We start from the raw sequence: 25,589 nt of genomic DNA, 5'->3' as shown, positions 1-25,589 counted from the left end.
ACCGCCAAATCGTGGCTCGACCGCAGGCAGATGAAACGCCTCTCGTCCGCTACCTGCTGAGCTCGCTGGCAATGGCGATCATCGGATTGTTCCTGATCCTGCCCCTGGTCGCCGTGCTGGTCGAAGCCTTCCGGGATGGCTGGCAGACCTACATGACCGCCATCACCGATCGCTACACGCGCCACGCGATTGGGCTGACACTATTCACGGCGCTCGTCTGCGTGCCGCTGAATACGCTTTTCGGCGTTGCCGCCGCCTGGTGTATCGCACGGTTCGAGTTCCCGGGCAGAAGCCTTTTGACCACGCTGATCGACCTGCCCTTTTCGGTATCGCCGGTCATCGCCGGCCTCGTCTTCATTCTGATCTTCGGTGCGCAGGGCTGGTTCGACGGTTGGTTCGCCGCTAACGGTTTTCCCATCCTCTTCGCCCTGCCGGGTATCGTCCTGGCCACGATGTTCGTCACCTTGCCGTTCGTCGCCCGAGAGCTGATACCGCTGATGCAGCAGCAGGGCGCGGAACAGGAAGAGGCAGCGATCATGCTCGGGGCCAGCCCGTGGCGGATGTTGTGGACGATCACGCTGCCACGCATCAAGTGGGGACTGCTGTATGGCGTGATTCTCTGCAACGCGCGCGCCATGGGCGAGTTCGGCGCGGTGTCGGTCGTCTCCGGTCACATCCGGGGCTCGACCAACACCCTGCCGCTGCACGTCGAGATTCTCTACAACGAGTATCAGTTCAGCGCGGCCTTCGCCGTTGCCACGCTGTTGGCCGGCCTCGCCATCGTGACCCTGATCGCCAAGTCGATCGTCGAGTGGCGCCAGCAGCGCCAATGGGAGAGTGCATCGTCATGAGCATCCACGTTAACCAGTTGACCAAACGCTACGGCAACTTCACGGCACTGGACGACATTTCGCTGTCCATCGACGATGGCGAGCTGGTGGCGCTGCTCGGCCCCTCCGGCTGCGGCAAGACCACCCTGCTGCGCAGCATCGCCGGCATGGAGTTCGCCGACAGCGGCAACATCCTGCTCGAGGGACGGGACATGACATTCGAGCCCATCCGCCACCGCCAGGTCGGATTCGTTTTCCAGCACTACGCCCTGTTCAATCACATGAGCGTGTTCGAGAACGTCGCCTATGGGCTGCGGGTCAAGCCGCGCGCTCAACGCGCGCCGGAAGCCGAGATCCGTCGTCGGGTCCACGAACTGCTGGACCTGGTACAGCTCGACTGGCTGGCCAGGCGCTTTCCGCCACAGCTCTCCGGCGGCCAGCGTCAGCGCATCGCGCTGGCCAGAGCGCTGGCGGTGGAACCTCGATACCTGCTCCTCGATGAGCCTTTCGGCGCGCTGGACGCCAACGTTCGCAAGGAGTTGCGCGGCTGGCTGCGTCGCCTGCACGAGGAGCTCCACGTGACCAGCCTGTTCGTCACCCACGACCAGGAGGAGGCCATGGAGGTCGCGAGTCGCATTGTGGTCATGAATCATGGCCGAATCGAACAGCTGGGCACGCCCGCGGAAATCTACGACGCCCCCCGCACCCCGTTCGTCTCCACCTTCATTGGCAACGTCAATGTGTTCAGGGGCTGCGTTCGCAATGGCGCTTTCCACAGTGGTAGCTGGCGTCTGCCACTACCCCGGACGCTGGATACGCTCCATCTGGCCGAACAGAACGCCTACATTCGGCCCCACGATATCGAGATTCTCCGGGGTCCGGCGGCTGACTGGCAGGTGAGCATTCGTCACGTCCAACCCATGGGCAGCCGCTATCATCTCGAAGCCGTCCCCGTCACCGATGCCAGTGGCGGACCTGGCCCCGAGACCGAGAGTGGCAGGATCACGATTGAACTGACGCGACAGGCTTTCAAGGCGCTGGCACTCGACGTAGGGCATCGAGTCGGCCTCAGGATTCATCACGTTCACTGGTTTCATGGAGCCACCACCCTGCAGCAGTCGATCGACATACCGGCACCCGCTTGACGGGAGTCCACCGCGACGCCTCCAGTCGGGCCGCCGTCCCAGGCCGGCCAACGAAAAAGCGGCACGCCTGGGGCGTGCCGCGAAACGATCGACTCTCGGTCCCGACGAATCAACGGAACCGCGATCCCGCTCAGCGTTTGGCGTAGAGCCTCTCGGCGTGATAGCGCAGGTGCTCGTCGATGAAGCTGGCGATGAAGAAGTAGCTGTGATCGTAACCGGGGTGGCGACGCAGCGTGAGCGGGTGGTCGTGCTCCTCGCACACCGCTTCCAGCCGCTCGGGCTTGAGCTGCTCTTCGAGGAAGTTGTCCGCTTCCCCCTGGTCGATGAACAGCGGCTGGCGCGACGAACCCTTGGCGACCAGTTCGCAAGCGTCGTACTGAGTGCGCAGACCGACATCGTCGCCCAGGTAGTTCTCGAACGCCTTCTGCCCCCACGGCACCTGGGTCGGGTTGACGATCGGCGCAAACGCCGACACTGCCGAATAGCGTCCAGGCTGGCGCAGGGCCAGCACCAGTGCACCGTGGCCGCCCATGGAGTGCCCGCTGATCGATTCGCGACCGTTGACCGGAAAGTGCAGCCGCACCACCGAGGGCAGCTCCTCGGTCACGTAGTCGTACATCCGGTAGTGCTTCGACCACGGCTCGCGCTTGGCGTTGAGGTAGAAGCCCGCGCCGGAGCCGAAATCGTAGCTCTCGTGCTCGCCGGGCAGGTCCAGCCCGCGGGGGCTGGTGTCCGGACAGACGATCGCGATGCCCAGCTCGGCGGCGGTCTTCTGCGCCCCCGCCTTCTGCATGAAGTTCTCGTCGTTGCAGGTCAGGCCGGAGAGCCACCACATCAGCGGCACGCGCCCTTCCTCGGCCTGCGGCGGCAGGTAGATCGCGAAGATCATGTCGCAATCCAGCGCCCGGGAGTAATGCTTGTAGCGCTTGACCCAGCCACCGAAACTCTTGGTGGCCGAGACCAGCTCCAACTGCTCGCTCATCGACATGGTTTTCTCCTTGCAGCGCCGGCGGTATCAGCGCCGGCGGATGGGACGCGGTTCGCGCGGCTTCGGGCGCGATAATTCAAATGCCTTTCGCACGGCTTCGGACGCGCATCACGTCCAGTTTCAGACCCGTGTCATTCGGGCGGCTTCGGGCCCGTATCAAAAGTGCAGCACCGTACGAATGCTCTTGCCCGCGTGCAGCAGTTCGAACGCCTCGTTGATCTGATCGAACGGCATGTCATGGGTAACGAACTCGTCGATCTTGATTTCGCCATCCATGTAGCGCTGGACGTAGCCCGGCAGCTCGCTGCGGCCCTTGACGCCACCGAAGGCGGAGCCCTTCCAGACCCGACCGGTGACCAGCTGGAACGGGCGGGTCGATATCTCCTCGCCGGCACCGGCGACACCGATGATGATCGATTCGCCCCAACCCTTGTGGCAGCACTCCAGTGCCGAGCGCATCACGTTGACATTACCGATGCACTCGAAGGAGTAATCGACGCCGCCGTCGGTCAGATCGACGATCACCTGCTGGATCGGATCGCTGTAATCCTTCGGGTTGACGAACTCAGTGGCGCCGAACTGCCGCGCCAGCTCGAACTTGTCAGGATTGACATCGATCGCGATGATCCGCGACGCCTTGGCCATCTGCGCGCCCTGGATCACCGCCAGCCCGATCGCCCCCAGCCCGAACACGGCAACGGTGGAGCCCGGCTCGACCTTGGCGGTATTGAGCACCGCGCCGATCCCGGTGGTGACGCCACAGCCGAGCAGGCAGATCTTGTCCAGCGGGGCTTCCTTGGAAACCTTGGCCAACGACACCTCCGGCAGCACGGTGTACTCGGAGAAGGTCGAGCAGCCCATGTAGTGATGCAGCGACGTACCATCCTTCGAGAACCGGGTCGTGCCATCCGGCATCAGCCCCTTGCCCTGGGTCGCACGCACCGCGCCACACAGGTTGGTCTTGCCCGAGAGGCAGAACTTGCACTTGCCGCACTCGGCGGTATAGAGCGGGATCACATGATCGCCCGGCTTCAGGCTGGTGACCCCCTCGCCCACTTCCTCGACGACCCCGGCGCCCTCATGGCCCAGCACCGACGGGAACAGGCCCTCGGGGTCCTTGCCGGAGAGCGTATACGCGTCGGTGTGGCAGACGCTGGTGGCGACCATGCGCACCATTACTTCGCCCGCCTTGGGGCCCTTTACATCGATCTCTTCCAGCGAGAGCGGCTTGCCTGCTTCCCAGGCGACTGCGGCACGCGATTTCATATCAGGTCTCCACTATGAGCTTGAGGAACTTCGATGGATCGCTCGACAGCCGGCCGGCGCCATGGCGACTCTCATGGTCTCAGTCTAGGCGCACGCCGCCAGGCAATAAACCAGGCATTTCGCAGATGATTGTTGCCATGTAACAATAATGGGTCTGCAACGCGGAGGGAGAACTCGGCATGTCACGCTGGGATGGTATCGAGGCATTCGTTGCCGTGGTCCGGCTGGGCACGTTCTCGCGCGCCGCCCAGTCGCTGAAGGTCTCCAACTCCCATGTGAGCCGACTGGTGAGCCAACTCGAGCAGGAGCTGGGAACGCCGCTGCTTTACCGGACCACGCGCCAGATTCGGCTGACCGATGGCGGCGCCGTGTATTACGAACACTGCCGCTCGCTGCTGGACGGCTTCAAGGAAGCCGAGGCCGCACTCAACGAACTTCAGTCCCAGCCCCAGGGGCGGCTCGCCATCAGTTGCGCCACCACGTTCGGGGAGCGCTTCATCGCGCCGCTGGTCAACGACTTCCACTGTCGCTATCCGCAGCTCGACGTGCGTCTTCACTTCACCAATCGTACGGTCGAGCTGATCGACGAGGGTTTCGACGTGGCGATTCGCATGGGCGTGCTCAGGGATTCGAGCCTGTTGTCGCGGCGGCTGTGCCAGCGTCGCGAATACGTCGTCGGCGCCCCCGCCTATTTCCAGCGCTATCCGACGCCGCACAGTCTTTCCGAGCTGCCGCACCACAACTGCCTGGTCGGATCGCGGGACAGCTGGCTGTTCAGCGTCGATGGCCGACAGCGGGAGGTTCGCGTGGAGGGTAACTGGCGGGGCAATTCGGGGCCGGCGCTGCTGGACGCCGCGTGCAAGGGCATCGGCCTGGCCCAGTTGCCGGACTACTATGTGGAAACGGCAATCCGCCAGGGTTTGCTGACGGCCGTGCTGGACCGCTACCAGTTCACCGACACCGCGGTGTGGGCGGTATATCCCCGTCACCGCCAGCTCTCCTCGAAGATACGTCTGCTGGTCGATTTCCTGGCCGCACGGCTGCCGGAGGCGATTGCCGCCGGCTAGCCGTTCGCGCCGTGACTGCCAGCCGGGCCGGCAACGTCCCGACCCGGTACCTCGTGAACCATCGATTCAGTGATGGAAGAAGTGATCGATACCGTCGTTGAGGTAGGCATCGCCGAATTCCGCTTCACGCGCCAGCGCCTCGGGATCGGGCAGCTCCACACGCTGGCGCGAGCGCAACAGCAACCCCTCTTCCCGGAATGCGGTCAGCGTGCGGCTGACGTGCACCGACGACAATCCCAGGGCGTCGCCGAGGTGCTGCTGGGAGAGCGGCAGGCGAATGCTGTTGCCGTCCCGCGCCTTGGTACGCTCCAGTCTCACATACATCTCGTAGATCAGATGGGCCAGGCGCTGGCGCGCGCTGCGCCGGGCCAGGTTGACCAGCCGCTCGGTCAGCAGCGCCTGCTGGTGCGAGGAGATGGCGAAGAAGATGGCTGACAGGGTCAGCGATTCCCGGAAGACATTGATCAACCGGCGATGCGGGAAGTGACAGACGACACCATCCTCGAGCATGGCGACGCCGGTCAGCCGCTCCTTGAAGGCGAACTCTCTCAGCCCGATGATATCGCCGGGAAGGTAGATCTCGAGAATCTGACGGGAGCCATCTTCCATGTGACGGAAGGAGTAGGCCCAGCCTTTGCTCAGGGTACAGAACTCACGGGCGACATCACCTTCCTGCCACAGTATCTGGTCGCCCTTGATTTCCGTCGGGCTCTGCTCGAGTTCGGCCAGCAGGGCCTCGTCGTTATCGGAAAGCTCACCGTAGTGCTTGAAATGACAGATAATGCAACTGTCTTGGCTCATGACCCTTGCCCTTGTTACGTGCTTCCTGGGCCACCGTGTCAGGCCCTGATTCAGGACGTCGATATTGGCACAGCCAGAGGCGATTGTCGTTATCACGCATTAGGGTGAACGGCCTGGTACAGGGCCGGGATACCGGTCCGTCTCACCCCGGCCTTTCAACACTCGATCGTATTGACAGCCAAACCGCCACGGGACGTTTCCTTGTACTTGTCCTGCATGTCACGCCCGGTATCCCGCATGGTGCGAATCACCTTGTCGAGGGAGACGAAATGCTCGCCGTCGCCACGCAGCGCCATCTGGGCGGCATTGATCGCCTTCACCGAGGCGATGGCGTTACGTTCGATACAGGGCACCTGGACCAGCCCCGCGATCGGATCGCAGGTCAGCCCCAGATTGTGCTCGAGGCCGATCTCGGCGGCGTTCTCGACCTGCGCCGGGCTACCCCCGAGCAGCTCGGCCAGCCCCGCCGCGGCCATCGCGCAGGCCGACCCCACCTCCCCCTGACAGCCAACCTCGGCGCCGGAGATCGAGGCGTTGGTCTTGCACAGAATGCCGATCGCGGCGGCCGCCAGCAGAAAGCGCACCACATCCTTCTCGCACGCCCCGGGCTGAAACTTCATGTAGTAGTGCAGCACCGCCGGCACGATCCCCGCAGCGCCGTTGGTGGGGGCCGTGACCATGCGTCGTCCGGCGGCGTTCTCCTCGTTGACCGCCAGCGCGAAGAGGTTGACCCAATCCATCGCCGAGAAGGTACTGGCGATCAGCCCCTTGTCGTCGTCGAGCGCCATCAGTCGCCGGTGCAGATTCGGTGCCCGCCGACGCACGTTGAGACCGCCCGGCAGCACGCCCTGTTGATCCAGGCCGCTGTCGACGCAGGCTTTCATCGCCTCCCAGATGCGCCACAGGCCGGCACGGGTCTCGGCCTCGCCACGCCAGGCGCCCTCATTGGCGAGCATTACCTCGCTGATCGACAGCCCCTCGCGGCGACAGATCTCCAGAAGCTCCACCGCATTGCGGAACGGAAACGGCAGGCGCACGCCGCGGGTGGCGCTCTCGCCGTGCTCGGCCTGCTCCTCGTCGACCACGAAGCCGCCGCCGACCGAGTAGTAGGTGTTGGCGTAGACCGTCGCGCCGCGGCGATCGCTGGCCACCAGCCGCAGCGCATTGGTGTGGTACTCGAGGATCTCGTCGCACCACTCGACGTCGCGGGCGGGATCGAAATCGATAGTGTGCAAGCCGGCCAGCGATAGCTGGTGATCGCGGTCGACGGCGGCGAGCTTGAGCGCCAGCTCGTCGGGATCGACGCTCACCGGCTGCTCGCCCATCAACCCGCCGAGTACCGCGCTGTCGGTGTTGTGGCCCTTGCCGGTGGCACTGAGCGAGCCATAGAGGGTGACCGTGACCCGCTTGACCGGCTGCAGCAGCGCCTGCTCGCGCAGCGTGGTGACGAAGGTGTGGGCGGCCTGCATCGGCCCCACGGTGTGCGAGCTGGAGGGCCCGATGCCGATCTTGAACAGGTCAAACACGCTGAAGGTCATGGTCGTCCCCCCTGGAGGCGTCGCACTGGAGTCAGAAAGCGTCGTTACGAGAACCGATGCTTGGTGTAGTTTGACTTCAGTGTGCTCGCCGGTTACACCGGTCTCAATCGAATATATCTGCCCAGGGTTTTAGCCAGGCTAAATCATGACTCAGTCTCTCAACGCTCAAACCCATGCCTGGCTGAAGGTCTTCGCCGTCAGCGCCAGGCACCTCTCCTTCACCCGTGCGGCGGAGGAACTGCACGTGACCACCGGCGCGGTCAGCCAGCAGATCAAGCAGCTGGAGGAGCGCCTGGGGTTCCGGCTGTTTCGACGCCTGCCGCGACAGCTGGCATTGACGGAAGAGGGCGAACGGCTGGCGGGCGTGGTGTCGCAGGCCTACGAAGCCGTCGGCCTGGAGGTCGACCGCCTGCGCGGCGGTGTCATGAGCGGCGTGCTGCGGCTGCGCTGTCTGCCCTCGTTCCTGGCCAAGTGGCTGATGCCGAGGCTGCCGCGCCTGCAGGCCCGCTTTCCCGATATCGATCTGCACATCACCGCCGAGGACAGCAACCTCTCGCTGCTCGACGGCGGCTACGATCTGGCCATCGATCTCAACGACGGCCACTACCCCGGCCTCCAGACAACCGCCTTGATCGACGAGAAAATCTTTGCCGTCTGCTCGCCGCAGCTGCTCAGGAGAAGGCCCCCGCTCACGCATCCCGAGGCGCTGGGCTACTACCCCCTGCTGCACGACGTGACGGCCTGGCGCGGCAGCCACGATTATGCCGAGTGGGAGCACTATCTGGGGGCGATCGGCGGCGAGCGGGTCAATGTCCGGCGGGGTTACACCTTCAACCGCAATCAGTTGACCGTGGAAGCGGCGATCGCCGGCATGGGGGTGGCGATCGCCCGGCGCACGCTGATCGGCGATGAACTGGCCAGCGGCCGCCTGATCGCGCCGTTCGCCGGCTCGGTCGCCACTGGCAAGCGCTACGGGCTTGTCTACCAGCAAGGCGCCCTGGACGACCGCCGGGTGCAGGCGGTTCACGATTGGCTGGAGGAGGAGGCGAGGCGATCCCAGGAGACCGCCTCACTCTCCGGCGCTGTCGACTGAGAGAGGCGCGAGCCCGGCGTCAGCGGACGACGCCACGCTCGCGCAGGGCGGCGAGACGCTCCCCTCCCACGCCCAGCGTGGCCAGGACCTCTTCGGTATGCTGCGCGAACACCGGCGCCGGGCGTCGGATCTGGGGAGGCGTCGCCGACAGCTTGCTGGCGAAGCCGATGGTCTGCATGCGCCCGATCACGGGATGATCGAGCTCCTGGACCATTCCCCGCTCCCGGTAGTGCGGGTCGTCCATCGCCTGGGCGAAGTCGTTGATCGGCCCCGCCGGCACCCCGGCTTCGTCGCACCGGCTCAGCCAGTGCTGGGTGTCGGCCGTGCACATCAGCTCCTCCAGCAACGATTCCAGGACGTCGACGTTGCGACCGCGATCGCTGTTGGTGAGGAAGCGAGGATCCTCGGTCAAGTCGGGACGTGCCAGCACGTCGTGGCAGAACCGCTCCCAGGTACGCTGGTTGGCGCACCCCAGCATCATGTAGCCATCCTGGACCTTGACCGCCTGATAAGGCGCGGAAACACGGTGTCGCCACCCGGTCGGCTGCGGGACCCGCCCCTCCGCGAAGTAAGCGGCCGCTTCCCAGGTGAACCATGGCAGGCCGCACTCGGCGATCGCGACATCGACCAGTTGCCCTTCGCCGGTCTTCTGCTTGTGGATGTAGGCCGCCAGTATCGAGTAGATCGCGGTGATCCCGGCCCCGATGTCATAGACCGCGACCCCGGTCTTCAACGGCCGTCGCCCCGGCTCGCCGGTCATCGACATCAGCCCCGTCATCCCCTGGGCGACCAGGTCGAAGCCGCCCTTGCGCCGATACGGCCCGGTCTGGCCGTAGCCGGATATCGAGCAGTAGACCAGGCCGGGATTGATCTCCTTGAGCGTGTCGTAGTCGATCTTCAGCGACTGGGTCACTCCGGGCCGATAGTTCTCGACCACGACGTCCACTTCCTTCGCCAACTGGTAGAACAGCGCCAGCCCGTCGGGCTCTTTGAGATTGAGCGAGATACTGCGCTTGTTGCGATTGATCTGCGCGAAACAGGTGGATTCGTCATTGACGTAAGGACCCATCTGACGGCTGTCGTCGCCGCCATTGGTCTTCTCCACCTTGATCACGTCCGCGCCCATGTCTCCCAGCACCATGGTGCAGTACGGGCCGGCCATGATCTGCGAGATGTCGAGTACTTTCATGCCTTCCAACGGTAACATGGCGATTCCCCCTAACGGCCTTCGAATGGCGAGCAGCACGGCTGCGAATGGCGTGGCAGGTCGGGCGCGCACGTTCCCACCGCGGACGGGTTCGGCATCCGCGCTTGTCGGCGTGTGGAAACGGGATGCCGTCGCTGTGGCGCCTAGCGGCCCTGCCAGGTGTACGGTGTCTTGTCGACGAAACGCCTGACGGCACCGCGAAAGTCGTCGCTGGTATAGCAGAGCGCGATCAGGTCATCGGCGGCGTCATGCGCGGGTCGACGCGCCTCCAGGATTCGGTTGATGCAGGTCTTGGCGGCTCGCATCGTCAACGGCGCATGGCCGGAGAGCTTCTCGGCGAGTTTCTCCGCCGCCTCGTCCAGGGCTTCACTCCCGACGACGGCGTCGATCAGGCCGATGGACGATGCCTCCTCGGCCTCGATCGTCTGCGCCAGCATCAGCACCCGCTTGGTGCGCGGAATCCCGATCAGGTCGACCAGCCTCGACACGTTGGTGATCGACATGCAGTTGCCCAGGGTCCTGGCGATGGGAATCCCGAACTTGAGATTGTCGTTGGCGTAACGGAAATCGCAGGCCAGGGCGATGGCCGCGCCGCCGCCGATACAGTAACCATCGAGCAGCGCCACCGTCGGCGTGGCGAGCTGTTCGAGGCCGCCGATCATGCGGTCGATCCGGCGCTCGTAGTCGATGCCATCCTCTGGCCCCTCGAACTCGGCGAACTGCTTGATATCGGTGCCCGCCACGAAGGCTTCGCCACCCTCACCGCGGAAGGCGATCAGCCTGACCTCTTCATCCTCGTCGAACTGCCGGCAGGCTTGATGCATGGTCTCGTACATGTGCCAGGTCATCGCGTTGCGAGCCTCGGGCCGGTTGAAGCGGATCCAGCCGATCGCGCCGCGCTTGTGACAGCGAATCGAATCCTCTCGGGTCATGGTGACGGGTCTCCAGCTTGGTCGGTTTCCGGTCTCAGCTGCCGTAGATCAGGTTAACCAGCAGCAGTGCGAAATCCGGGACATAGGTGTTGAACAGCAGGACGACGAACAGCACACCCAGGAACCAGAGATTGGTCCGCGTGGTGCGCCAGATATCGGCCTTGGCGATGGAGCACGACGCGATCAGTACGCTCGCCACCGGCGGGGTCTGCTGGCCGATGGCCAGGTTGAGGGTGACGATCAGGCCGAAGTGGAGCGGATCGATACCCACCTGGATGATCAGCGGCAGCACGATCGGCACCACCAGGATGATCGCCGCTGCCGAGTGCAGGAAGATCCCCAGGATCAGGAAGATGATGTTGAGCAGCGCCAGGATCACGTACTTGTTGTCGGTCAGTCCGGCAATCGAGTGAGCCAGCTGTTGCGGCAACTGGGACTCGGTGAGATAGAGTCCCACCAGCGCGGAGCTGGCGACCAGCAGCATCACCACGGCGGTCTGGACGCCCGCATCCAGGCAGGACTTCCACAGCGTCTTCAACGAGAACTCGCGATAGATCACCGCGCTGATGAAGATGGCGACCACCACCGCCAGCGCCGCACCCTCGGTGGCGGTGACGATGCCACCGAAGATCCCGCCGAGGATGATCACCGGGATCAGCAATGCCCAGATCGCCTCCTTGAACGACTTCCACACCCGGCTGGCCTGGAAGCGCCCTTCGGAAGGGAAATTGTGCTTGCGTGCCAGGAAGTAGCAGACGACAGCCAGGCCCAGCGCCCCCAGCAGCCCCGGGAAGATGCCGGCGACGAACATCTTGACCACCGACTCTCCCGACATCACCGCGTAGAGGATCATCGGGATCGAAGGCGGCAGGATGATCGCCAGGCTCGCGGCGGACGAGGAGATCGCCGCAGCGAACTCCTTGGAGTATCCCCGGTTCTTCATCGCCGGGATCAGCAGGCTGCCCAGCGCGGAAACGCCAGCGACCGCGGAGCCGGAGATCTCGGCGAAGAAGATCGAGGAGCCGATGGTGACCATGGCCAGGCCGCCCTTGACGAAGCCGACCAGCGAAGCGGCGAAATCGATCAGGCGACGCGAGATGCTCGACGCATTCATGATCGCCCCGGCCAGGATGAACAGGGGAATGGCAATCAGCGGGAAGTTGGTCGCCCCCTCGAACATGGTCAGCCCGATATTGGGCAGCGCATAGACGCCGTAGCTGGAGTACACCGCAACGGCGCCCACCAGCCCGAGCGCGATGGCGATCGGCACGTTGAGCACGATCAACAGCAGCAGTCCTGCAAACATCAGAGCCAGAATCATCGTGTCGCACTCCCCGCATCGGACTGACTTGCCATGTTCGGGCTCAGGCCCACCTCCTCCAGCTCGTGATCGACGAAGCCTTCGCCACGCGCCTGACGGATGACTTCCGGCAGCCGCAGCAGCTCGGCGACGATGAACAGGACCGAGGCGATCGGCAGCGCCGACTGGGTGAACTGCAACGAGACGCTGGTCAGGCTGATCATGGTGGAGCCCGCCAGGATGTGGACGACCTGCCAGCCGGTCACCGCCAGCAGCACGAAGAAGGCGATGGTCACCGCTTCTCCCATCAGCGCGACCGGTAGCCGCACCTTCGGCGGAAAGGCATTGACGATACTGGGGCAGGCGATGTGCGCGCCCTTGGCCGCAGCCAGCGCCGCCCCGTAGTAGGTCAACCAGGCCAGGCTGATCGAGGCGGCCTCGTCGTACCAGGTGAAGGGCGACCCCACCAGCCGCGAGAGGAAGCCGACGATGACGATGCCCGCCAGCATCAGCATGTTGATGACGACGATGACCTCTAGCAGGCGGCTGAAACCATCGCGCAGCGTATTCAGGGTTTTCACAGGCGGCTCCTTCGTCCGCCGCCCGGCCACGCCCGGTCTGGCGGGCGCGACCGGACGCGCGAGTTAACTGGCGGGTTGCAGTTCACGCACCTTGTCGAGCATCTCCTGACCGCCGTCGACGTCCTTGATGAACTTGTCGTAGACCGGCTTGGAGGCGTCGATGAAGGCCTGGCGATCGACCTCGTTGATCTGCAGGCCGGCATCACGCATCTTGGCGAGCGTCTCCTCGTCGAGCTTCGCCCCCTGCTCCAGCGCATAGGGTTCCATCTCCACGGCCGTCTCCTTGAGTACGTCACGGACATGCTGGGGCAACCGGTTCCAGCTCATGCCGGCGGTCACGAAGGCAGGGGTATAGATGTGGTCGGACAGCGAGAGATACTTCTGCACTTCCTGCAGGCGCGAGGCGTAGGTCTGGACCAGCGGGTTCTCCTGGCCATCCATCGCGCCTGTCTGCAGGGCGACGAAAACCTCGGAAAGCGCCATGGGTGATGGGTTGGCACCGTAGCTCTTGAACATCTCGACTCGCCACACGCCCTGCGGCACGCGCAGTTTGATGCCGGAAAGATCGGCCGGCGTATTGATCGGACGCACGTTGTTGGTGATCTGGCGGAAGCCGTTCTCCCAGACGCCGATGATGTGGTAGCCACGGCTCTCCGCGACCGGGTAGAGCTGAGGTCTCACCACCTCGTCGCGGACCTTGGCCATATGATCGCGATCGGCGATGAGATACGGCATCTCGAACAGCGCGAACTGCGGCGCCACGCTGCTCATCACGGTCGAGGGAAGCGCCAGATCGACGGTGCCCAACTTGAGTTTCTTCAACAGTTCGGAGTCGCCGCCGAGCTGGCTCGATCCGTAGACGACCACCTTGGCTTCGCCCGCCAGCTTCTCGTTGGCGCGCTTGGCATATTCCTGAGCGACATCGGCGAAGAGCGAATCCGGCTCGCCGACATGGGCAAACTTGACCTGGATTTCCTGAGCGCTGGCGTGGCCGACCCCGGCCAACAGCGCGAGCGCTACCAGTCCAACCTTGAGACTTTTCATCACTGGCGTCCTTCTGTCTTTTTATATTGGCTCGCCTGAACGATGGACCGAGAAAGCGCCGTCCGACTGCTGGCAACGCTCGGCCGATACCCCACAATGCGAGCACCTCGGGATCCCGCCGTCGAATTATGAATTCATAATTCAATTGCAACCAATCCAACATTTGTCTATTGGCGTAAAGTCTCACCGCCGCAACGGTTCTGGCCGCCGGGAGGCGTCGACCTGACGCGAAGTCACCGATGCAATGAATTCAATTCGAGCGCTCGTCATGAACGACGCCGACACTCGCGGCAAGCCCGTTCGACTCACCTACCCTCGATCAGGGTCGGGATCGGGATCAGGGTCGGGAGAGAGCCAACAGAGGAAGAAAAGAAGACCGGCAGCAGAATCGGATGCGCCCCACCCAGGGCTCGGGTGAGACCTCGATGGGCGGCGGAAACAGCGCGACATGAAAGCCGACCGACGGAGGGAGCGGGCCAGCATGGATGGCGGTGCGAACCACCGTAGGGAACGGATGAGGCCGGCTCTCAGTGCCACCGACCGGGTACCGGCAGCTATCGCGCCCCGGTGGAGCTGCTACTCAGTAGGAATCGACGCGATCGTCGTCGATCACACCGCTCGCCGCCGCCACCACGAGCTTGTGACGCAGGTGTTCCCTGAGAATGCTGCCCAGGCGCTCGCCATCACGGGCCAGCAAGCAGTCGATCATGGCCTCGTGGTCGGCAACGGCCTGCTTCCAGTACTCATCGGTCATGTTGGTGGCATATCGCACGCGCTGAATTCGGTAGTTCAAGCTGGCGTGAGTCTCCCGAAGCACCTCGTTTCGAGACGCCAGCATGATCGCGTCGTGAATCCGCTGGTTGAACTCGAAATAGGGACGAATCTCCCTGCGCTTGTAGTGCGCCATCATCTGGTAATGCAGCGCCTGAATGTCGGCGACCTCCGCTTCGGAGATGTAGCGGCAGGCCAGCTCCCCGGATAATCCCTCCAGGGCCCCCATCACGCTGTAGGTCTCTTCCAGCATCTGCCGGGTCAACCGCACCACTCGCGCGCCGCGGTTGGGCAGGAGTTCGACCATGCCCTCGGACGCCAGGACCTTCAGCGCTTCCCGGAGTGGCGTTCGGGAAATGCCGAACTGCTCGCACAATTTTTTCTCGGGAATGCGGGTGCCGGGAAGCAGTTGACCTTCATTGATCATGTCCCGGATGCGGGCTGCCGCCTCGCCGTATAGCGTACTCTGCTGAATCTTGATCATGGGGCGCTCATGACGGGTTCGTTTTCCCTATTCTCCCAATGGCGCATGGATAGCGCCACCCGAAATGAATTATGAATACAAAACAGAAAAAGGAGAACGATGGAATGCGTAACGTCTACCCGACTCACCAGACCCTGTCGCTGACCCAGGCTCGTCGCATCATTGACGCCGCTCTGGCCTATGCCGCGTCAGAGGCGATGAATCCCATCACCGTAACGGTGATAGATACCAGCGGACACCCGCTGAGCTGCGACAGAGCCGACGGCTGCGCCACGCTGCGCCTGGCGGTAGCGCATGGCAAAGCCAGGGCGGCGCTGGGCTACGGTGTATCCAGCGGAACCATCGGTCAGCGCAACGAGTCGCGCCCGGCGTTCCTCTCGGCCGTTGCGGCGGCCTCCCAGGGGGAATTCATTCCCGTTGCCGGGGGCGTGCTGATTCTCGACCCGCAGGAGCGCGTCATCGGCGCGGTCGGCGTCAGCGGGGACAGCTCCGAGAATGATGAGAAAGCCGCCATCGCGGGTATCGAAGCCGCCGATCTGGGCGTGGGACTCGCTCCACAAGATTAAGGGAGCCTTAAAAAACCGGTCAAACGCCGTTTCTTAAAAAACTTAAGCCTGATATTCTTAGCCGGCTATCAATTTCTGGCAGGCATGGAATATGACCAAGTTCTCTTTTGGCGCCGTTTCTGCAAGAGCGGGCGCTTACATCATTCTCCTCGCGGGGCTCATGCAAGCGGTACTGATGATCGATGCCAGGCATGCTGGAGCCCCCAACTTCAGCGAGACATCACTGACCGAACTGACCCAGGCGCTGCTGCTGCTGATCTGCGCCATCGCAATGGGGTACCTACGCTATCGCTACCGGGTGCTGCGCTCCATCAGCCTGCTGATGGGGGCGTTCTTCACGATGTCGCTGATTCGCGAAAACGACCTGTGGCTGGATACCTACGTTTTCGATGGGGCATGGGAGTGCCTGGTTGCGCTGGTCGGACTGCCGGCGATCTTCGCCACGATCCGGGCTCGCCACGACTTTCTCGAGGAGTTCGCACAAGTCAGCAATAGCCTGGGATTCGGACTGTTCGCGGGCGGTTTCCTGACCACCTACGTTTTCTCGCGTCTCTACGGGCGCAGCGAGCTGTGGCACGCCTTGATGGGCGAGCACTATCTACGGATCGTCAAGGATGCGGCGGAAGAGATAACGGAGCTGACCGGCTACAGTCTGCTGCTGTTCGCGAGCATCGAACTGCTGCTGATGGGAAGAGCACTCTATCGAGCTCGGGCGATCCCCGCCGAGCGATCAAGAGTCTCGATTGAAGGCGGCAAGACCGGAGCCGTGATGGCAACGACTTGCCATCCCACGCACCCCACGCCCGCTAGCCCAGGCCTAGGGAATTCGCTCTGAAACGAGAAAGCCGCCGATCCCACCAGGGGATGCGACGGCCTCGGAAAAACCCGGAAGACAAGGGTCTCAGTTGTCGGTCACCTTGGGCGGTTCGATCTCCAACTTCTGGGCGGCGATGACGGCCTGAGTTCGAGAGTGAACCCCCAACTTGCGCAGTATCGCGGTCACGTGTGCCTTGATGGTCGCCTCCGACACGTTGAGCTCGTAGGCGATCTGCTTGTTGAGCAGACCTTCCGTCAACATGTTGAGCACCCGAAACTGCTGCGGCGTCAGTGACGCGATCGCCTCGGCGAAGCGGGCATCTTCCTCGCTCCCCTCCCCCATGGCATCGGCCAGTTCCGGGGGCAACCAGACTTCCCCCTTGAGCACTTCGCCAATGGCTTCGGCAATGGTGTCCAGCGAAGCGGACTTGGGAATGAAGCCCGAGGCACCGTAGTCGATGGCGCGACGAACGACATCCACCTCTTCACTGCCCGATACCACGGTTACCGGAATATCCGGCATCTGCCCGCGAAGTTGGATCAGGCCTGAAAATCCGTGAGCGCCAGGCATGTGCAGGTCAAGCAGGATCAGATCGGCATCGGGATGGCGGGTGACGACCTCCGTCGTCGCTTCCATGGTATCCGCCTCGACGATTTCCGCTTGCGGCGACACCTGACGCAATGCCTGATTGAGCGCCGCCCGGAAGAGTGGGTGGTCATCGGCAACGATGAATTTCTGGGCAAAAGCCATTGATTCTCCTCCGGCGCTGTCGAGATATGTGGCGAGATAGCCGGTTCACTATCGCCATCTGGACAAAATAATCCAACTATCGATTAACGGCATGTTACCCCATGCGATCGTGGAATCCCAAGCCTCAAATCAACGCGGAAAAAATCCCTCGATAATCGGTAGGTAGGAACGTGCAGAGCGGCTAAAAAAAGTTCGGTCGTCTCGGAAAGCTGGCGCGCTTCCCTCCCTCAGGAGTGGCAGCAAAAGCACCGTGAGGAAAGCCTCTTTCAAGACGACCGAACGATAATCATCAGTCAAAATCAGCGATCATGCCTCATATCAACTAGTCATATAGTTGTTACCTTGCTGATCGAAAAAGCCACGCGCCTCTAATCCCGGGCAGATCGTCTCAGGTGCGAACATGACGATTTTCGATCAGGTCCTCCACGACCCCCGGATCGGCCAGTGTCGAGGTATCGCCCAGGCCGTCGCACTCGTTCGCGGCGATCTTGCGCAGGATACGGCGCATGATCTTGCCGGAACGGGTCTTCGGTAGCCCCGGAGCCCACTGGATCACGTCGGGGGTGGCGATGGGACCGATATCCTTGCGCACCCACTGCTTGAGCTCCTGCTTCAATTCGTCGCTGGGCTCGACGTCGTCATTGAGCGTGACGTAGACATAGATACCCTGGCCCTTGATGTCGTGCGGGTAACCGACCACGGCCGCCTCCGCCACATCCTGGTGCGCGACCAGGGAAGATTCGATCTCCGCCGTGCCCATGCGGTGACCGGACACGTTCAGGACGTCGTCGATGCGCCCGGTGATCCAGTAGTCGCCATCCTCGTCGCGACGGCAGCCGTCACCGGTGAAGTAGACGCCTTCGTAGGTCGAGAAGTAGGTCTGCACGAAGCGGTCGTGGTTGTTCCAGATCGAGCGAGCCTGTCCAGGCCAGGAGTCGAGAATCACCAGATTGCCATCGGTGGCGCCTTCCAGACGCTTGCCGTCGTTGTCGACCAGTGCCGGCTGAACGCCGAAGAACGGCTTGGTCGCACACCCCGGCTTGAGGTCGGTCGCGCCCGGCATCGGCGTGATCATGTGGCCGCCGGTCTCGGTCTGCCACCAGGTGTCCATGATCGGGCAACGAGAGTTGCCGACGACACGATAGAACCAGTCCCAGGCCTCCGGATTGATTGGCTCCCCGACCGAGCCGAGAATCCGCAGCGAGTCGCGCCGGCTGTCGTCCATGATGTGTTCGCCATGCGCCATCAGCGAACGAATCGCGGTCGGCGACGTGTAAAGGATCGAGACATTGTGCTTGTCCACGATCTGGCCGATGCGCCCATGGGACGGATACGTCGGCACGCCCTCGAACATCAGCGTGGTGGCACCGTTGGCCAGCGGTCCATAGACGATATAGCTGTGCCCGGTGATCCAGCCGACATCGGCGGCGCACCAGTAGACCTCACCCTCGTGGTAGTCGAAGACCGTGCGATGGGTCAGTGCCGCATAGAGGAGATAACCGCCTGAAGTGTGCTTCAACCCCTTTGGCGTTCCCGTCGAGCCCGAGGTATAGAGGATGAACAGCGGGTCCTCGGCGTTCATCGTCTCGGCGGGGCAATCGGTGGACTGCTGATCGACGACATCGTCGAACCAACGATCGCGGCCTTCTTGCCACTCGATGTCACCCCCGGTGCGCCGGACGACCAGCACCGACTCGACCACCTCGGTACCCTCCCGGGTCAACGCCGCGTCGACGTTGTCCTTGAGCGGCACCTGCTTGCCACCGCGTACCGACTCGTCGGCGGTGATCACGACGCGGGACTGGGAGTCGACGATGCGTCCCGCCAAGGCATCCGGGGAGAACCCGCCGAATACCACCGAATGCACCGCGCCGATCCGGGCGCACGCCAGCATCGCCATCGCCGCTTCCGGTACCATCGGCATGTACAGCGTGACCGTGTCGCCCTTGTTGACGCCCAGGGACTTGAGGCCATTGGCGAGCTGCGACACGCGCTGATGCAGCTCACGATAGGAGATGGTCTTGTGATCTTCGGGGTCGTCGCCTTCCCAGATGATCGCCGGCTGATCGCCGCGGGAATCCAGATGTCGATCGAGGCAGTTATGGGCGACATTGAGCTCGCCATCCTCGAACCAGCGGATATCGACGTTATCGGAGGCGAACGACGTATTCTTGATGGTGGCAGGCTTCTTGCTCCAGCTCAGGCTGTCGGCCTGTTCCCGCCAGAACCCCTCGGGGTCTTCCACCGACTGGCGATAGAGCTTCTGGTAACGATCGCGATCGATCCAGGCATCGGCTGCCAAGCGCTCATCGACAGGATATATGCGCTGCTGTTCGCTCATGCTCCAATCCCCCTTCGTTCGAACCCATTCGACGATGAAAGCCTAGTCGACTCAATGTGATAGACCCACGCCTGCGCGGTCAGTCAGCATATAACGGCGGGACCGGCCACCCCCTATTAGACCTTCGTATCACCGAGTTTCGATCAACTTGCGCCATCGCGCCAATCCCGTCGGCCTGACGATGGCAAGGAGATTGAGAGAGGCGGTTCGCGCCAGTCCGGACAAGGGCCGCGCTACTCGGGCGTTTCCCGATGGGCAAAGCGCAGCGGCGCCCGGCAGTGACGGCAACGATAGCGGCTGCCCTTCAGTACCTGAGAATGGCGCCGACCGGTAAAGCGGTGCACTGTCTCGCAACGGCAGCGATAGAGATAGGGCGCGGGACTGGCACGTGCCACGTCGAAGCGATGGGTGACGACTGGTGCCAGACCGTAGAGGTTTCGCATCACTGTCTTCCACTCGTGCCCGTGGGGGCGGGCCTGCGCCCCCTCCTCGAGATGGAACACCAGCCAATGGGCCATCTCGTGTGGCACGATCTCGTCGATGAAAGCCTGCCGATTTTCCTGCAGTAGTGTCCGGTTGAAGCGTAGCCCGCCACGCTGGTAATGGGCCTGCCCCGCGCTGCGTCCGCGCAGATCGAACCAGATCCGCGGCCGAGGCAGCGCCGGGTGTACCTCCCGCGCCAGTTGCCAGGCCGCATCCGCTTGGCGCAAGAGCCGTCTTTCGAGCGCGGCCGGGTCGAGCGCATCCAGCGCCTGGGCATCACTTTCCCCGAGTGCCGGGGCGGGAGAGGAGGAACGCAGATTCGTCATGGGGTGATAGAATGCCGACGACAGTCACGGGCGTCCAGCCCGCCAACCCCATCACGTCCCGGAGAGTGACATGCCCGAAGCCCAGGATGACGCCATCGACAGCCAGTCGCCCTTGGACGATGACGCCCTGGCCAGGCTCGACGATTATCTGGCCTCCGAACGCCTCGGCGAGGAAGCGCCTGACCTGATAGGCGCCCACGGCTATCTGGTCGCGCTGGCGGTCTCTCCCGGCGAAATGCCACCGGACGTCTGGCTCGAAGAACTGTTCGAGGGCGAACCGCCGTTCGCGGATGCCGCCGAGCGCGACGAGATTCGGGGCCTGCTCGAAGCGCTCAAGGCCAACGCCGGCAGCATCATGGAGCGTGGCCACCGGATCGAACTGCCTTTCGATACGGAGCTGGACGAGGATGGAGAGATGGCCGCCGCCATCGAGGACTGGTGCGCGGGCTTCATGCAAGGCGTGTTCGTGGACGAGGCGGCATGGTTCTCCCAGGACGAAGCCCATGTAGCCGCCCTGCTGCTGCCGTTCATGGCGCTGTCGGGGCTGTTCGACGACGAGCCCGAAATGGCGGAATTGGTGGCCGACGAAGCGCAATTTTCCGCCCTTGCCGGGCAACTGGCCGAGCTGACGCTCGATCTCTACCTGCATTTCCGGGTCCCGCCGGAGCCGCCGAAAGGCAAGGGCAGTGCCACGAAGAAGCGTGCAGGAAGCGGCAAGCGCGGCGGCAAGCGCTGAATTCGTCGAGGCCTACTTGAGACGCGTCACCCAGGCGTTGAGGGTTCCGAACAGCCACTCTTTCGCCCGCTGCCACCATGGGCGCTGCGCCCAGCTCGCGGCATCGATGCGCCGGCTGGTAGCGAAGTTGCGCTCGAAGAGCCGAGCCACTTCGGTGGCAAACGCCGCGTCGTCGATCTCCTGATTGGCTTCGAGATTCCACTGGAGGCTCCAATGGTCGAAATTGCACGAGCCCAGCGAAACCCAATCGTCGATCACGCTGAACTTGGCATGAATGAAATTGGGCTGAAACTCGTAAATCTTTACCCCCGCCTTGAGCAGCCGGCCGTAGAATCGCTGACCGGCGTAACGAACACCGGGATGGTCGTGATGGCCACCGGCCAGCAGCAGGCGCACATCGATACCGCGCCGCGCCGCGCGTGCCAGCGCGCGGCGAAGACTGAGCGTCGGCACGAAGTAGGGGGTGCACAGCCATAGCCGGCGGCGGGAGGTGCCGATCCGGCTCTGCAGCGAGACACGAATGGCCTGGTAGCGATGCCCCCGGCCCCAGATGGCTCGGCCGCGCATGCCGTCGGCCGACGGCGCAGGCGGCGGCAGGGCTTGCAGAGACGATGCCAGGCGCGTTCTGGCCCCTTCCCCCCGGGTCAACGGCGAGTCCCAGACGTGGACGAACAGCCGCATCCAGTCTTCGACGACCGGCCCCTGGATGCGCATCGCGACCTCGTACCAGGCGTCGATGAACTCGTCGACGATCCCGAACCCGCCGGTGAAGGCGGTGCCGCCGTCGACGATCACGAGCTTGCGATGGTCGCGCATCAGATTGCCGCCCAGCCGCGTCACCGACAGCGGGTTGAAGAACCGCAGCTCGACGCCACCTTCGCGCAACCGCTGTCGATCGCTGCGCGACAACCCCATGCTTCCCACGCCGTCGAGCATCAGCTTGACCTCGACACCGCGGGACACCGCCGCGACCAGCAGCTCGATGAAGCGGTCTGCCAGCGTTCCCGACTCCATCAAGTAGAGTTCGACCCACAAATGGTGGCGGGCGCCCTCGATGGCTTCCCGCATGGCCGGCCAGAAGCGCTTGCCCTCCGGCAGCAGTTCGAATCGGTTACCATCCTTCCATGTCGCTTGCATGAACCGCGCCTCCCTGGTCGCTGCCGATTGACGCACGTTTGGCGTTTCAGGGAAAGCCTGCCGATCCTGTCGTCGCTGCGCCGCGGCGATATCGCTATACTCGGGGATTTGCGGGGGAAATGGCGTCGATGCAGGCATCCATGGGACTTCAACGGCTGTGGCACCGTCTGGCCAGCCGTCTGCTCGATCGCTGGCTCGCCTTTCGCCTGGTCGAGCCGGAGGCATTCCGGCTCGACGCCACGTGCCCCACGCTCTACGTGATTGCCCGCCCCGCCTTGACCGACGAGATCGCCATCGACCGGCTGTGCCGCGACCTCGATCTCCCCGATGCCAGCCAGAGGCATCAATTCGGCCACGCCTCGCTCCCCGGCTGCTTTGCGCTGCCCCGTCTGCGAAGCAGCCGAGGCGCGATCCAGGGCCAGCACTCGACTCACCTGCAGCATCTGCTGGATGCGCTCGAGGCCGACACCACACTGGACGCGCAACTGGTGCCGGTGAGCGTCTTCTGGAGTCGCGCACCGGGCAAGGATTTCGGCTTCTGGAAGATGCTGGCCGCCGACGACTGGGCCTGGAGCGGGCGACTCCGGCGCCTGCTGTCGGTGATTGTCAACGGCCGTCACCTGGAAGCGCACTTCGGCGAGCCGATCCGACTGCGACCGCTGATCGACGACCCCGAGGTCAGCTTGACCCAACGCAAGGTGGCCCGCGTGCTGCGGGTCCACTTCAGGCGCATTCGCGCACGCGTGCTGGGCCCGGATATCTCCCATCACCGGACGCTGATGCGCGGGGTGGTCGACAGCCGTCCGGTGCGGGAGGCCATTCAGGAGGCCGTCACGGCCGACGGCAGCACCCCGGCCCGCGAGCGGCGGCGGGCCGAACGCTACGCCCGCGAGATCGCTTCCAACATGTCCTATCCGGTCATGCGCTTCCTCTACGAGTTGCTCAAACGGCTGTGGAACCGGCTCTACGAGGGCGTCGACGTGTACGGTCTGGACGCGGTCAAGGCGATAGCCGGCGAGCGGACACTGATCTATGTCCCCTGCCACCGCAGTCACATCGATTACCTGCTGCTCTCCTACGTGCTCTATCGGGAAGGGCTGATGCCGCCACACATCGCCGCCGGTCGCAATCTGGACATGCCGGTGATCGGCGCGCTGCTGCGCCGTGGCGGCGCCTTCTTTCTGCGCCGGAGCTTCAAGGACAACCGGCTCTACGCCGCGGTCTTCAACGAATACCTGCACCGCCTGATCGCGCGCGGTCACCCGGTGGAGTACTTCATCGAAGGCGGCCGTTCGCGCACCGGGAGAATGCTGTCGCCACGCCCCGGCATGCTGGCCATGACGCTGCGCTCGTTCGCTCGCGACGCCATCCGGGACGTCGCCTTCGTGCCGGTCCACGTCGGTTACGAGCGGGTCCTGGAGAGCAACAGCTATCTCCGCGAGCTGCGGGGCGGCCAGAAAAAGAAGGAGTCGCCCCTCGACCTGCTCCGCGTGCTGAAGCATCTGCGCGAGCCCCATGGCCGGGTCACCGTCAGCGTTGGCGAACCGCTGTCGCTGACGGACTTCCTGAACGAGACCGTTCCGGACTGGCAGGACGACTCGGTTTCGGCGCGCCCGGCTTGGTTGAATCGCGCGGTACCGCTGCTGGGGAAAACGCTGGCCCGGCGAATCAACGATGCTGCCAGCCTGAATGCCGTCTCGCTGGTCGCCATGACCCTGCTGGCGACGCCCCATCACACCATCGAGTCCGATCTTCTGGCCCATCACATCGGCCTGCTGGTCAGGCTGCAGCGCAGCCTGCCGGGCAGCCGGCACTGTCAACTGCCGGCAGGCGAACCGGCCGACTGGATCGAGCACGTGGCGAGTCTGGGTTTCGTGACACGACAGCTACAGGCCCTGGGCGAACTGGTCACCGCCCGCCCGGAACAAGCGACGCTGCTGACCTGGTATCGCAACAACGTCTTGCACCTGTTCATGCACCTGGGACTGGTGGCGTTCGCCTTTCGCAATAACGCGGCCTTCACGCTGGACGATCTCGATGCGCTGCTGTCGCCGGCCTGGCCGCTGCTGGCCAATGAGCTCTATTTCGCTCCCCCCGTCGATCCCCGCGAGCGTCTGAAGGCCACGCTTGCCGTACTGACCGAGGAGGGCCTGCTGCAGGTCACCGACAACGGCTGGCGCCGGCAGCCCGGTCACCTCGAATCCAGCGAGCACCTGAGGCTGCTGGGGCAGCCGGTGCAACCCACCCTGGAGCGTGCCTACCTGTTGCTGGCGTCGCTGTTGCGCTACCCCAGCGGCGAATTGACCCGCCAGGCGCTCGAGGAGCACAGCCGTCAGTTGGCCGAGCGCCTGACACTGCTGTCGGGGCTCAACGCACCGGAGTTCTTCGACAAGCGACTTTTCAGCGGCATGCTGGAGACGCTCGAACAGCAGGGTTGGCTACGCGTCGAGAACGAAAGACTGTTCTACGACGAGTCGTTGCGACTAACGCAGATGCGCAGTCGGGCCCTGTTCGACCCGGAGCTGCGCCATCGACTGGTCAGATTGACCCGTCAGTAAGCGGCTTGCACCGCGCGAGCCGCCTCAGGCAATTCGCCTGGCGGCCTCGCGACGGCGCTTGAGTTCGTAGATCACCGCCAGCCCCACCGTGAACAGGATCATCACCAGCGCCAGCGCATTGACCGCCGGGGTCAGGCCGGTACGCACCTTGGAGGCGATGTAGACGGTCAGCGTGGTGTCGTAGCCGGCAACGAAGAGCGTGGTGTTGTAGTTCTCCAACGACTGGAGAAATGCCAGGACCGCCGCCGACAGGATGGCCGGCCTGAGGTACGGCAGCAGGATGCGGCGGAACACCTGCCACTGGCTGGCACCGAGATCCATCGCCGCGCGCTCGAGCGTGCGATCGAAGCGCTGCAGCCTAGCCGCCACCATCAGCATGACATAAGCCGCGATGAAGGCGCTCTGGGCAATGATGGTCAATGCGATGCCCCCATTCACCCCCCAGTCACGCCAGAAGATCAGCGTCGAGATACCGATGATCACGCCCGGCGTCAGCAGTGGCGACAGGATCAGCGCATAGATGAAGGACTTGCCACGACCCTCCACTGTGGTCAGGAAAAGCGCGCTGGCCACGCCAATGGGCAGGGCCAGACACAGCACCCCCACGGCGACCAGCAGGCTGTTGGCCAACGAATCCCACATGCCCCCGTCGGCCCACAGTGCCGAGAACCAGCGCAGGGTTGTTCCGGTCCAGGGCGTGACGGTGGGGAAGCGGCTCTCGTTGAACGTCGCAGCCGCCATGATCAACAACGGCAGGAAGAGGTAGGCGAAGAAGATCGCCAGATAGGCCTTGAGCGCCCAGGAGAAGAATCGCGACGAGCTCATTCA

Annotated in this window: 23 protein-coding genes; 8 read left to right on the top strand and 15 right to left on the bottom strand. The window is 63.7% G+C overall.

What is annotated here, in order from left to right:
* Positions 1–53: 53 nt before the first annotated feature.
* Together cysW and DOM56_RS13580 are read left to right on the top strand one after the other, a co-directional pair.
* Complete coding sequence (cysW, locus tag DOM56_RS13585) at positions 54–851, top strand: sulfate ABC transporter permease subunit CysW (protein ID WP_348627117.1); 798 nt, start codon at positions 54–56, stop codon at positions 849–851.
* Positions 848–1,975 carry a TOBE-like domain-containing protein gene (locus DOM56_RS13580; RefSeq protein ID WP_110709622.1) on the top strand — a complete coding sequence of 376 codons (1,128 nt, stop codon included), beginning with the start codon at positions 848–850 and terminating at the stop codon, positions 1,973–1,975. Before cysW ends, DOM56_RS13580 begins: the two co-directional genes overlap by 4 nt.
* A gap of 130 nt (positions 1,976–2,105) precedes the next feature.
* Here the strand turns inward: DOM56_RS13580 and fghA are convergent, their stop codons facing one another.
* Together fghA and DOM56_RS13570 are read right to left on the bottom strand one after the other, a co-directional pair.
* A complete protein-coding gene (fghA, locus tag DOM56_RS13575; protein ID WP_110603074.1) occupies positions 2,106–2,963 on the bottom strand; it encodes an S-formylglutathione hydrolase in 858 nt (285 codons plus the stop codon).
* A 156-nt stretch (positions 2,964–3,119) separates the two neighbouring features.
* A complete protein-coding gene (locus DOM56_RS13570) occupies positions 3,120–4,229 on the bottom strand; it encodes an S-(hydroxymethyl)glutathione dehydrogenase/class III alcohol dehydrogenase (RefSeq protein ID WP_110709619.1) in 1,110 nt (369 codons plus the stop codon).
* A 179-nt stretch (positions 4,230–4,408) separates the two neighbouring features.
* On the opposite strand from DOM56_RS13570, the gene DOM56_RS13565 reads away from it, so the two are divergent.
* A complete protein-coding gene (locus DOM56_RS13565) occupies positions 4,409–5,296 on the top strand; it encodes a LysR family transcriptional regulator (RefSeq protein WP_110603071.1) in 888 nt (295 codons plus the stop codon).
* Between the two features lie 66 nt (positions 5,297–5,362).
* Here DOM56_RS13565 and DOM56_RS13560 read toward each other — a convergent pair whose 3' ends face one another.
* On the bottom strand, positions 5,363–6,097 hold the full coding sequence (locus DOM56_RS13560; RefSeq protein ID WP_110603070.1) for a Crp/Fnr family transcriptional regulator: 735 nt from the start codon (positions 6,095–6,097) through the stop codon (positions 5,363–5,365).
* Positions 6,098–6,252: 155 nt separating this feature from the next.
* Positions 6,253–7,635 (bottom strand): L-serine ammonia-lyase, encoded by a 1,383-nt coding sequence (locus tag DOM56_RS13555; RefSeq protein WP_110603069.1) that lies wholly within the window; start codon positions 7,633–7,635, stop codon positions 6,253–6,255.
* A 145-nt stretch (positions 7,636–7,780) separates the two neighbouring features.
* Between DOM56_RS13555 and DOM56_RS13550 the strand changes: the two genes are divergently transcribed.
* The gene (locus DOM56_RS13550; RefSeq protein WP_110603067.1) at positions 7,781–8,728 is read left to right on the top strand and encodes a LysR substrate-binding domain-containing protein; all 948 of its coding nucleotides are present in this window, start codon (positions 7,781–7,783) and stop codon (positions 8,726–8,728) included.
* 19 nt (positions 8,729–8,747) lie between these two features.
* Here DOM56_RS13550 and DOM56_RS13545 read toward each other — a convergent pair whose 3' ends face one another.
* The 6 genes from DOM56_RS13545 to DOM56_RS13520 form a co-directional block, all read right to left on the bottom strand.
* On the bottom strand, positions 8,748–9,935 hold the full coding sequence (locus DOM56_RS13545) for a CoA transferase (RefSeq protein WP_110603066.1): 1,188 nt from the start codon (positions 9,933–9,935) through the stop codon (positions 8,748–8,750).
* A gap of 143 nt (positions 9,936–10,078) precedes the next feature.
* Positions 10,079–10,867 (bottom strand): enoyl-CoA hydratase/isomerase family protein, encoded by a 789-nt coding sequence (locus DOM56_RS13540; protein ID WP_110709616.1) that lies wholly within the window; start codon positions 10,865–10,867, stop codon positions 10,079–10,081.
* Between the two features lie 34 nt (positions 10,868–10,901).
* Positions 10,902–12,188 carry a TRAP transporter large permease gene (locus DOM56_RS13535; protein ID WP_198655781.1) on the bottom strand — a complete coding sequence of 429 codons (1,287 nt, stop codon included), beginning with the start codon at positions 12,186–12,188 and terminating at the stop codon, positions 10,902–10,904.
* On the bottom strand, positions 12,185–12,748 hold the full coding sequence (locus DOM56_RS13530; protein ID WP_232822295.1) for a TRAP transporter small permease: 564 nt from the start codon (positions 12,746–12,748) through the stop codon (positions 12,185–12,187). The genes DOM56_RS13535 and DOM56_RS13530 overlap by 4 nt, the downstream gene beginning before the upstream one ends.
* 63 nt (positions 12,749–12,811) lie before the next feature.
* A complete protein-coding gene (locus DOM56_RS13525) occupies positions 12,812–13,792 on the bottom strand; it encodes a TRAP transporter substrate-binding protein (protein ID WP_110603063.1) in 981 nt (326 codons plus the stop codon).
* A gap of 580 nt (positions 13,793–14,372) precedes the next feature.
* Positions 14,373–15,047 carry a GntR family transcriptional regulator gene (locus DOM56_RS13520; RefSeq protein ID WP_110603061.1) on the bottom strand — a complete coding sequence of 225 codons (675 nt, stop codon included), beginning with the start codon at positions 15,045–15,047 and terminating at the stop codon, positions 14,373–14,375.
* 104 nt (positions 15,048–15,151) lie between these two features.
* On the opposite strand from DOM56_RS13520, the gene DOM56_RS13515 reads away from it, so the two are divergent.
* Both DOM56_RS13515 and DOM56_RS13510 read left to right on the top strand, forming a co-directional pair.
* Positions 15,152–15,613 (top strand): heme-binding protein, encoded by a 462-nt coding sequence (locus DOM56_RS13515; protein ID WP_110709613.1) that lies wholly within the window; start codon positions 15,152–15,154, stop codon positions 15,611–15,613.
* 91 nt (positions 15,614–15,704) lie between these two features.
* Positions 15,705–16,448, top strand: coding sequence for a hypothetical protein (locus tag DOM56_RS13510; protein ID WP_198655780.1), 744 nt, complete (start codon positions 15,705–15,707; stop codon positions 16,446–16,448).
* 66 nt (positions 16,449–16,514) lie between these two features.
* Here the strand turns inward: DOM56_RS13510 and DOM56_RS13505 are convergent, their stop codons facing one another.
* From DOM56_RS13505 to DOM56_RS13495, 3 genes are all read right to left on the bottom strand, one after another.
* Entirely contained in the window at positions 16,515–17,180 is a 666-nt protein-coding gene (locus DOM56_RS13505) for a response regulator transcription factor (protein WP_110603058.1), read from the bottom strand.
* 388 nt (positions 17,181–17,568) lie between these two features.
* Complete coding sequence (acs, locus tag DOM56_RS13500) at positions 17,569–19,521, bottom strand: acetate--CoA ligase (RefSeq protein WP_110709611.1); 1,953 nt, start codon at positions 19,519–19,521, stop codon at positions 17,569–17,571.
* Positions 19,522–19,754: 233 nt separating this feature from the next.
* Positions 19,755–20,330: a SprT-like domain-containing protein gene (locus DOM56_RS13495; RefSeq protein WP_110709608.1), complete on the bottom strand. Its 576-nt coding sequence runs from the start codon at positions 20,328–20,330 to the stop codon at positions 19,755–19,757.
* A gap of 70 nt (positions 20,331–20,400) precedes the next feature.
* Here DOM56_RS13495 and DOM56_RS13490 point away from each other — a divergent pair, with 70 nt between their 5' ends.
* Positions 20,401–21,066 carry a YecA family protein gene (locus tag DOM56_RS13490; RefSeq protein ID WP_110709605.1) on the top strand — a complete coding sequence of 222 codons (666 nt, stop codon included), beginning with the start codon at positions 20,401–20,403 and terminating at the stop codon, positions 21,064–21,066.
* 12 nt (positions 21,067–21,078) lie between these two features.
* Here the strand turns inward: DOM56_RS13490 and DOM56_RS13485 are convergent, their stop codons facing one another.
* Positions 21,079–22,203 carry a phosphatidylserine/phosphatidylglycerophosphate/cardiolipin synthase family protein gene (locus tag DOM56_RS13485; RefSeq protein WP_110709603.1) on the bottom strand — a complete coding sequence of 375 codons (1,125 nt, stop codon included), beginning with the start codon at positions 22,201–22,203 and terminating at the stop codon, positions 21,079–21,081.
* A 128-nt stretch (positions 22,204–22,331) separates the two neighbouring features.
* Here DOM56_RS13485 and plsB point away from each other — a divergent pair, with 128 nt between their 5' ends.
* Positions 22,332–24,761, top strand: a complete 2,430-nt coding sequence (gene plsB / locus DOM56_RS13480) for a glycerol-3-phosphate 1-O-acyltransferase PlsB (protein WP_232822294.1) — start codon at positions 22,332–22,334, stop codon at positions 24,759–24,761.
* Between the two features lie 24 nt (positions 24,762–24,785).
* On the opposite strand, the gene DOM56_RS13475 is transcribed toward plsB, so the two are convergent.
* Positions 24,786–25,586, bottom strand: coding sequence for an ABC transporter permease (locus DOM56_RS13475; RefSeq protein WP_110603050.1), 801 nt, complete (start codon positions 25,584–25,586; stop codon positions 24,786–24,788).
* Positions 25,587–25,589: the final 3 nt, after the last annotated feature.

Origin of the sequence: Salinicola sp. CR57, from assembly GCF_003206585.1 — a bacterium.
Classification (GTDB): domain Bacteria; phylum Pseudomonadota; class Gammaproteobacteria; order Pseudomonadales; family Halomonadaceae; genus Salinicola; species Salinicola lusitanus.
This window is presented reverse-complemented; position numbering and strand designations above follow the sequence as displayed.

Excerpts from the sequence above, each read along its gene's own strand:
- DOM56_RS13535 (WP_198655781.1), bottom strand. The coding sequence starts at position 12,188 with ATGATTCTGGCTCTGATGTTTGCAGGACTGCTGCTGTTGATCGTGCTC.
- plsB (WP_232822294.1), top strand. The coding sequence starts at position 22,332 with ATGCAGGCATCCATGGGACTTCAACGGCTGTGGCACCGTCTGGCCAGC.
- DOM56_RS13560 (WP_110603070.1), bottom strand. The coding sequence starts at position 6,097 with ATGAGCCAAGACAGTTGCATTATCTGTCATTTCAAGCACTACGGTGAG.
- DOM56_RS13475 (WP_110603050.1), bottom strand. The coding sequence starts at position 25,586 with ATGAGCTCGTCGCGATTCTTCTCCTGGGCGCTCAAGGCCTATCTGGCG.
- DOM56_RS13565 (WP_110603071.1), top strand. The coding sequence starts at position 4,409 with ATGTCACGCTGGGATGGTATCGAGGCATTCGTTGCCGTGGTCCGGCTG.
- DOM56_RS13580 (WP_110709622.1), top strand. The coding sequence starts at position 848 with ATGAGCATCCACGTTAACCAGTTGACCAAACGCTACGGCAACTTCACG.
- acs (WP_110709611.1), bottom strand. The coding sequence starts at position 19,521 with ATGAGCGAACAGCAGCGCATATATCCTGTCGATGAGCGCTTGGCAGCC.
- DOM56_RS13505 (WP_110603058.1), bottom strand. The coding sequence starts at position 17,180 with ATGGCTTTTGCCCAGAAATTCATCGTTGCCGATGACCACCCACTCTTC.
- DOM56_RS13550 (WP_110603067.1), top strand. The coding sequence starts at position 7,781 with ATGACTCAGTCTCTCAACGCTCAAACCCATGCCTGGCTGAAGGTCTTC.
- DOM56_RS13495 (WP_110709608.1), bottom strand. The coding sequence starts at position 20,330 with ATGACGAATCTGCGTTCCTCCTCTCCCGCCCCGGCACTCGGGGAAAGT.
- DOM56_RS13545 (WP_110603066.1), bottom strand. The coding sequence starts at position 9,935 with ATGTTACCGTTGGAAGGCATGAAAGTACTCGACATCTCGCAGATCATG.
- DOM56_RS13515 (WP_110709613.1), top strand. The coding sequence starts at position 15,152 with ATGCGTAACGTCTACCCGACTCACCAGACCCTGTCGCTGACCCAGGCT.
- DOM56_RS13490 (WP_110709605.1), top strand. The coding sequence starts at position 20,401 with ATGCCCGAAGCCCAGGATGACGCCATCGACAGCCAGTCGCCCTTGGAC.
- fghA (WP_110603074.1), bottom strand. The coding sequence starts at position 2,963 with ATGTCGATGAGCGAGCAGTTGGAGCTGGTCTCGGCCACCAAGAGTTTC.
- DOM56_RS13555 (WP_110603069.1), bottom strand. The coding sequence starts at position 7,635 with ATGACCTTCAGCGTGTTTGACCTGTTCAAGATCGGCATCGGGCCCTCC.
- DOM56_RS13540 (WP_110709616.1), bottom strand. The coding sequence starts at position 10,867 with ATGACCCGAGAGGATTCGATTCGCTGTCACAAGCGCGGCGCGATCGGC.
- DOM56_RS13520 (WP_110603061.1), bottom strand. The coding sequence starts at position 15,047 with ATGATCAAGATTCAGCAGAGTACGCTATACGGCGAGGCGGCAGCCCGC.
- DOM56_RS13570 (WP_110709619.1), bottom strand. The coding sequence starts at position 4,229 with ATGAAATCGCGTGCCGCAGTCGCCTGGGAAGCAGGCAAGCCGCTCTCG.
- DOM56_RS13525 (WP_110603063.1), bottom strand. The coding sequence starts at position 13,792 with ATGAAAAGTCTCAAGGTTGGACTGGTAGCGCTCGCGCTGTTGGCCGGG.
- DOM56_RS13510 (WP_198655780.1), top strand. The coding sequence starts at position 15,705 with ATGACCAAGTTCTCTTTTGGCGCCGTTTCTGCAAGAGCGGGCGCTTAC.
- DOM56_RS13485 (WP_110709603.1), bottom strand. The coding sequence starts at position 22,203 with ATGCAAGCGACATGGAAGGATGGTAACCGATTCGAACTGCTGCCGGAG.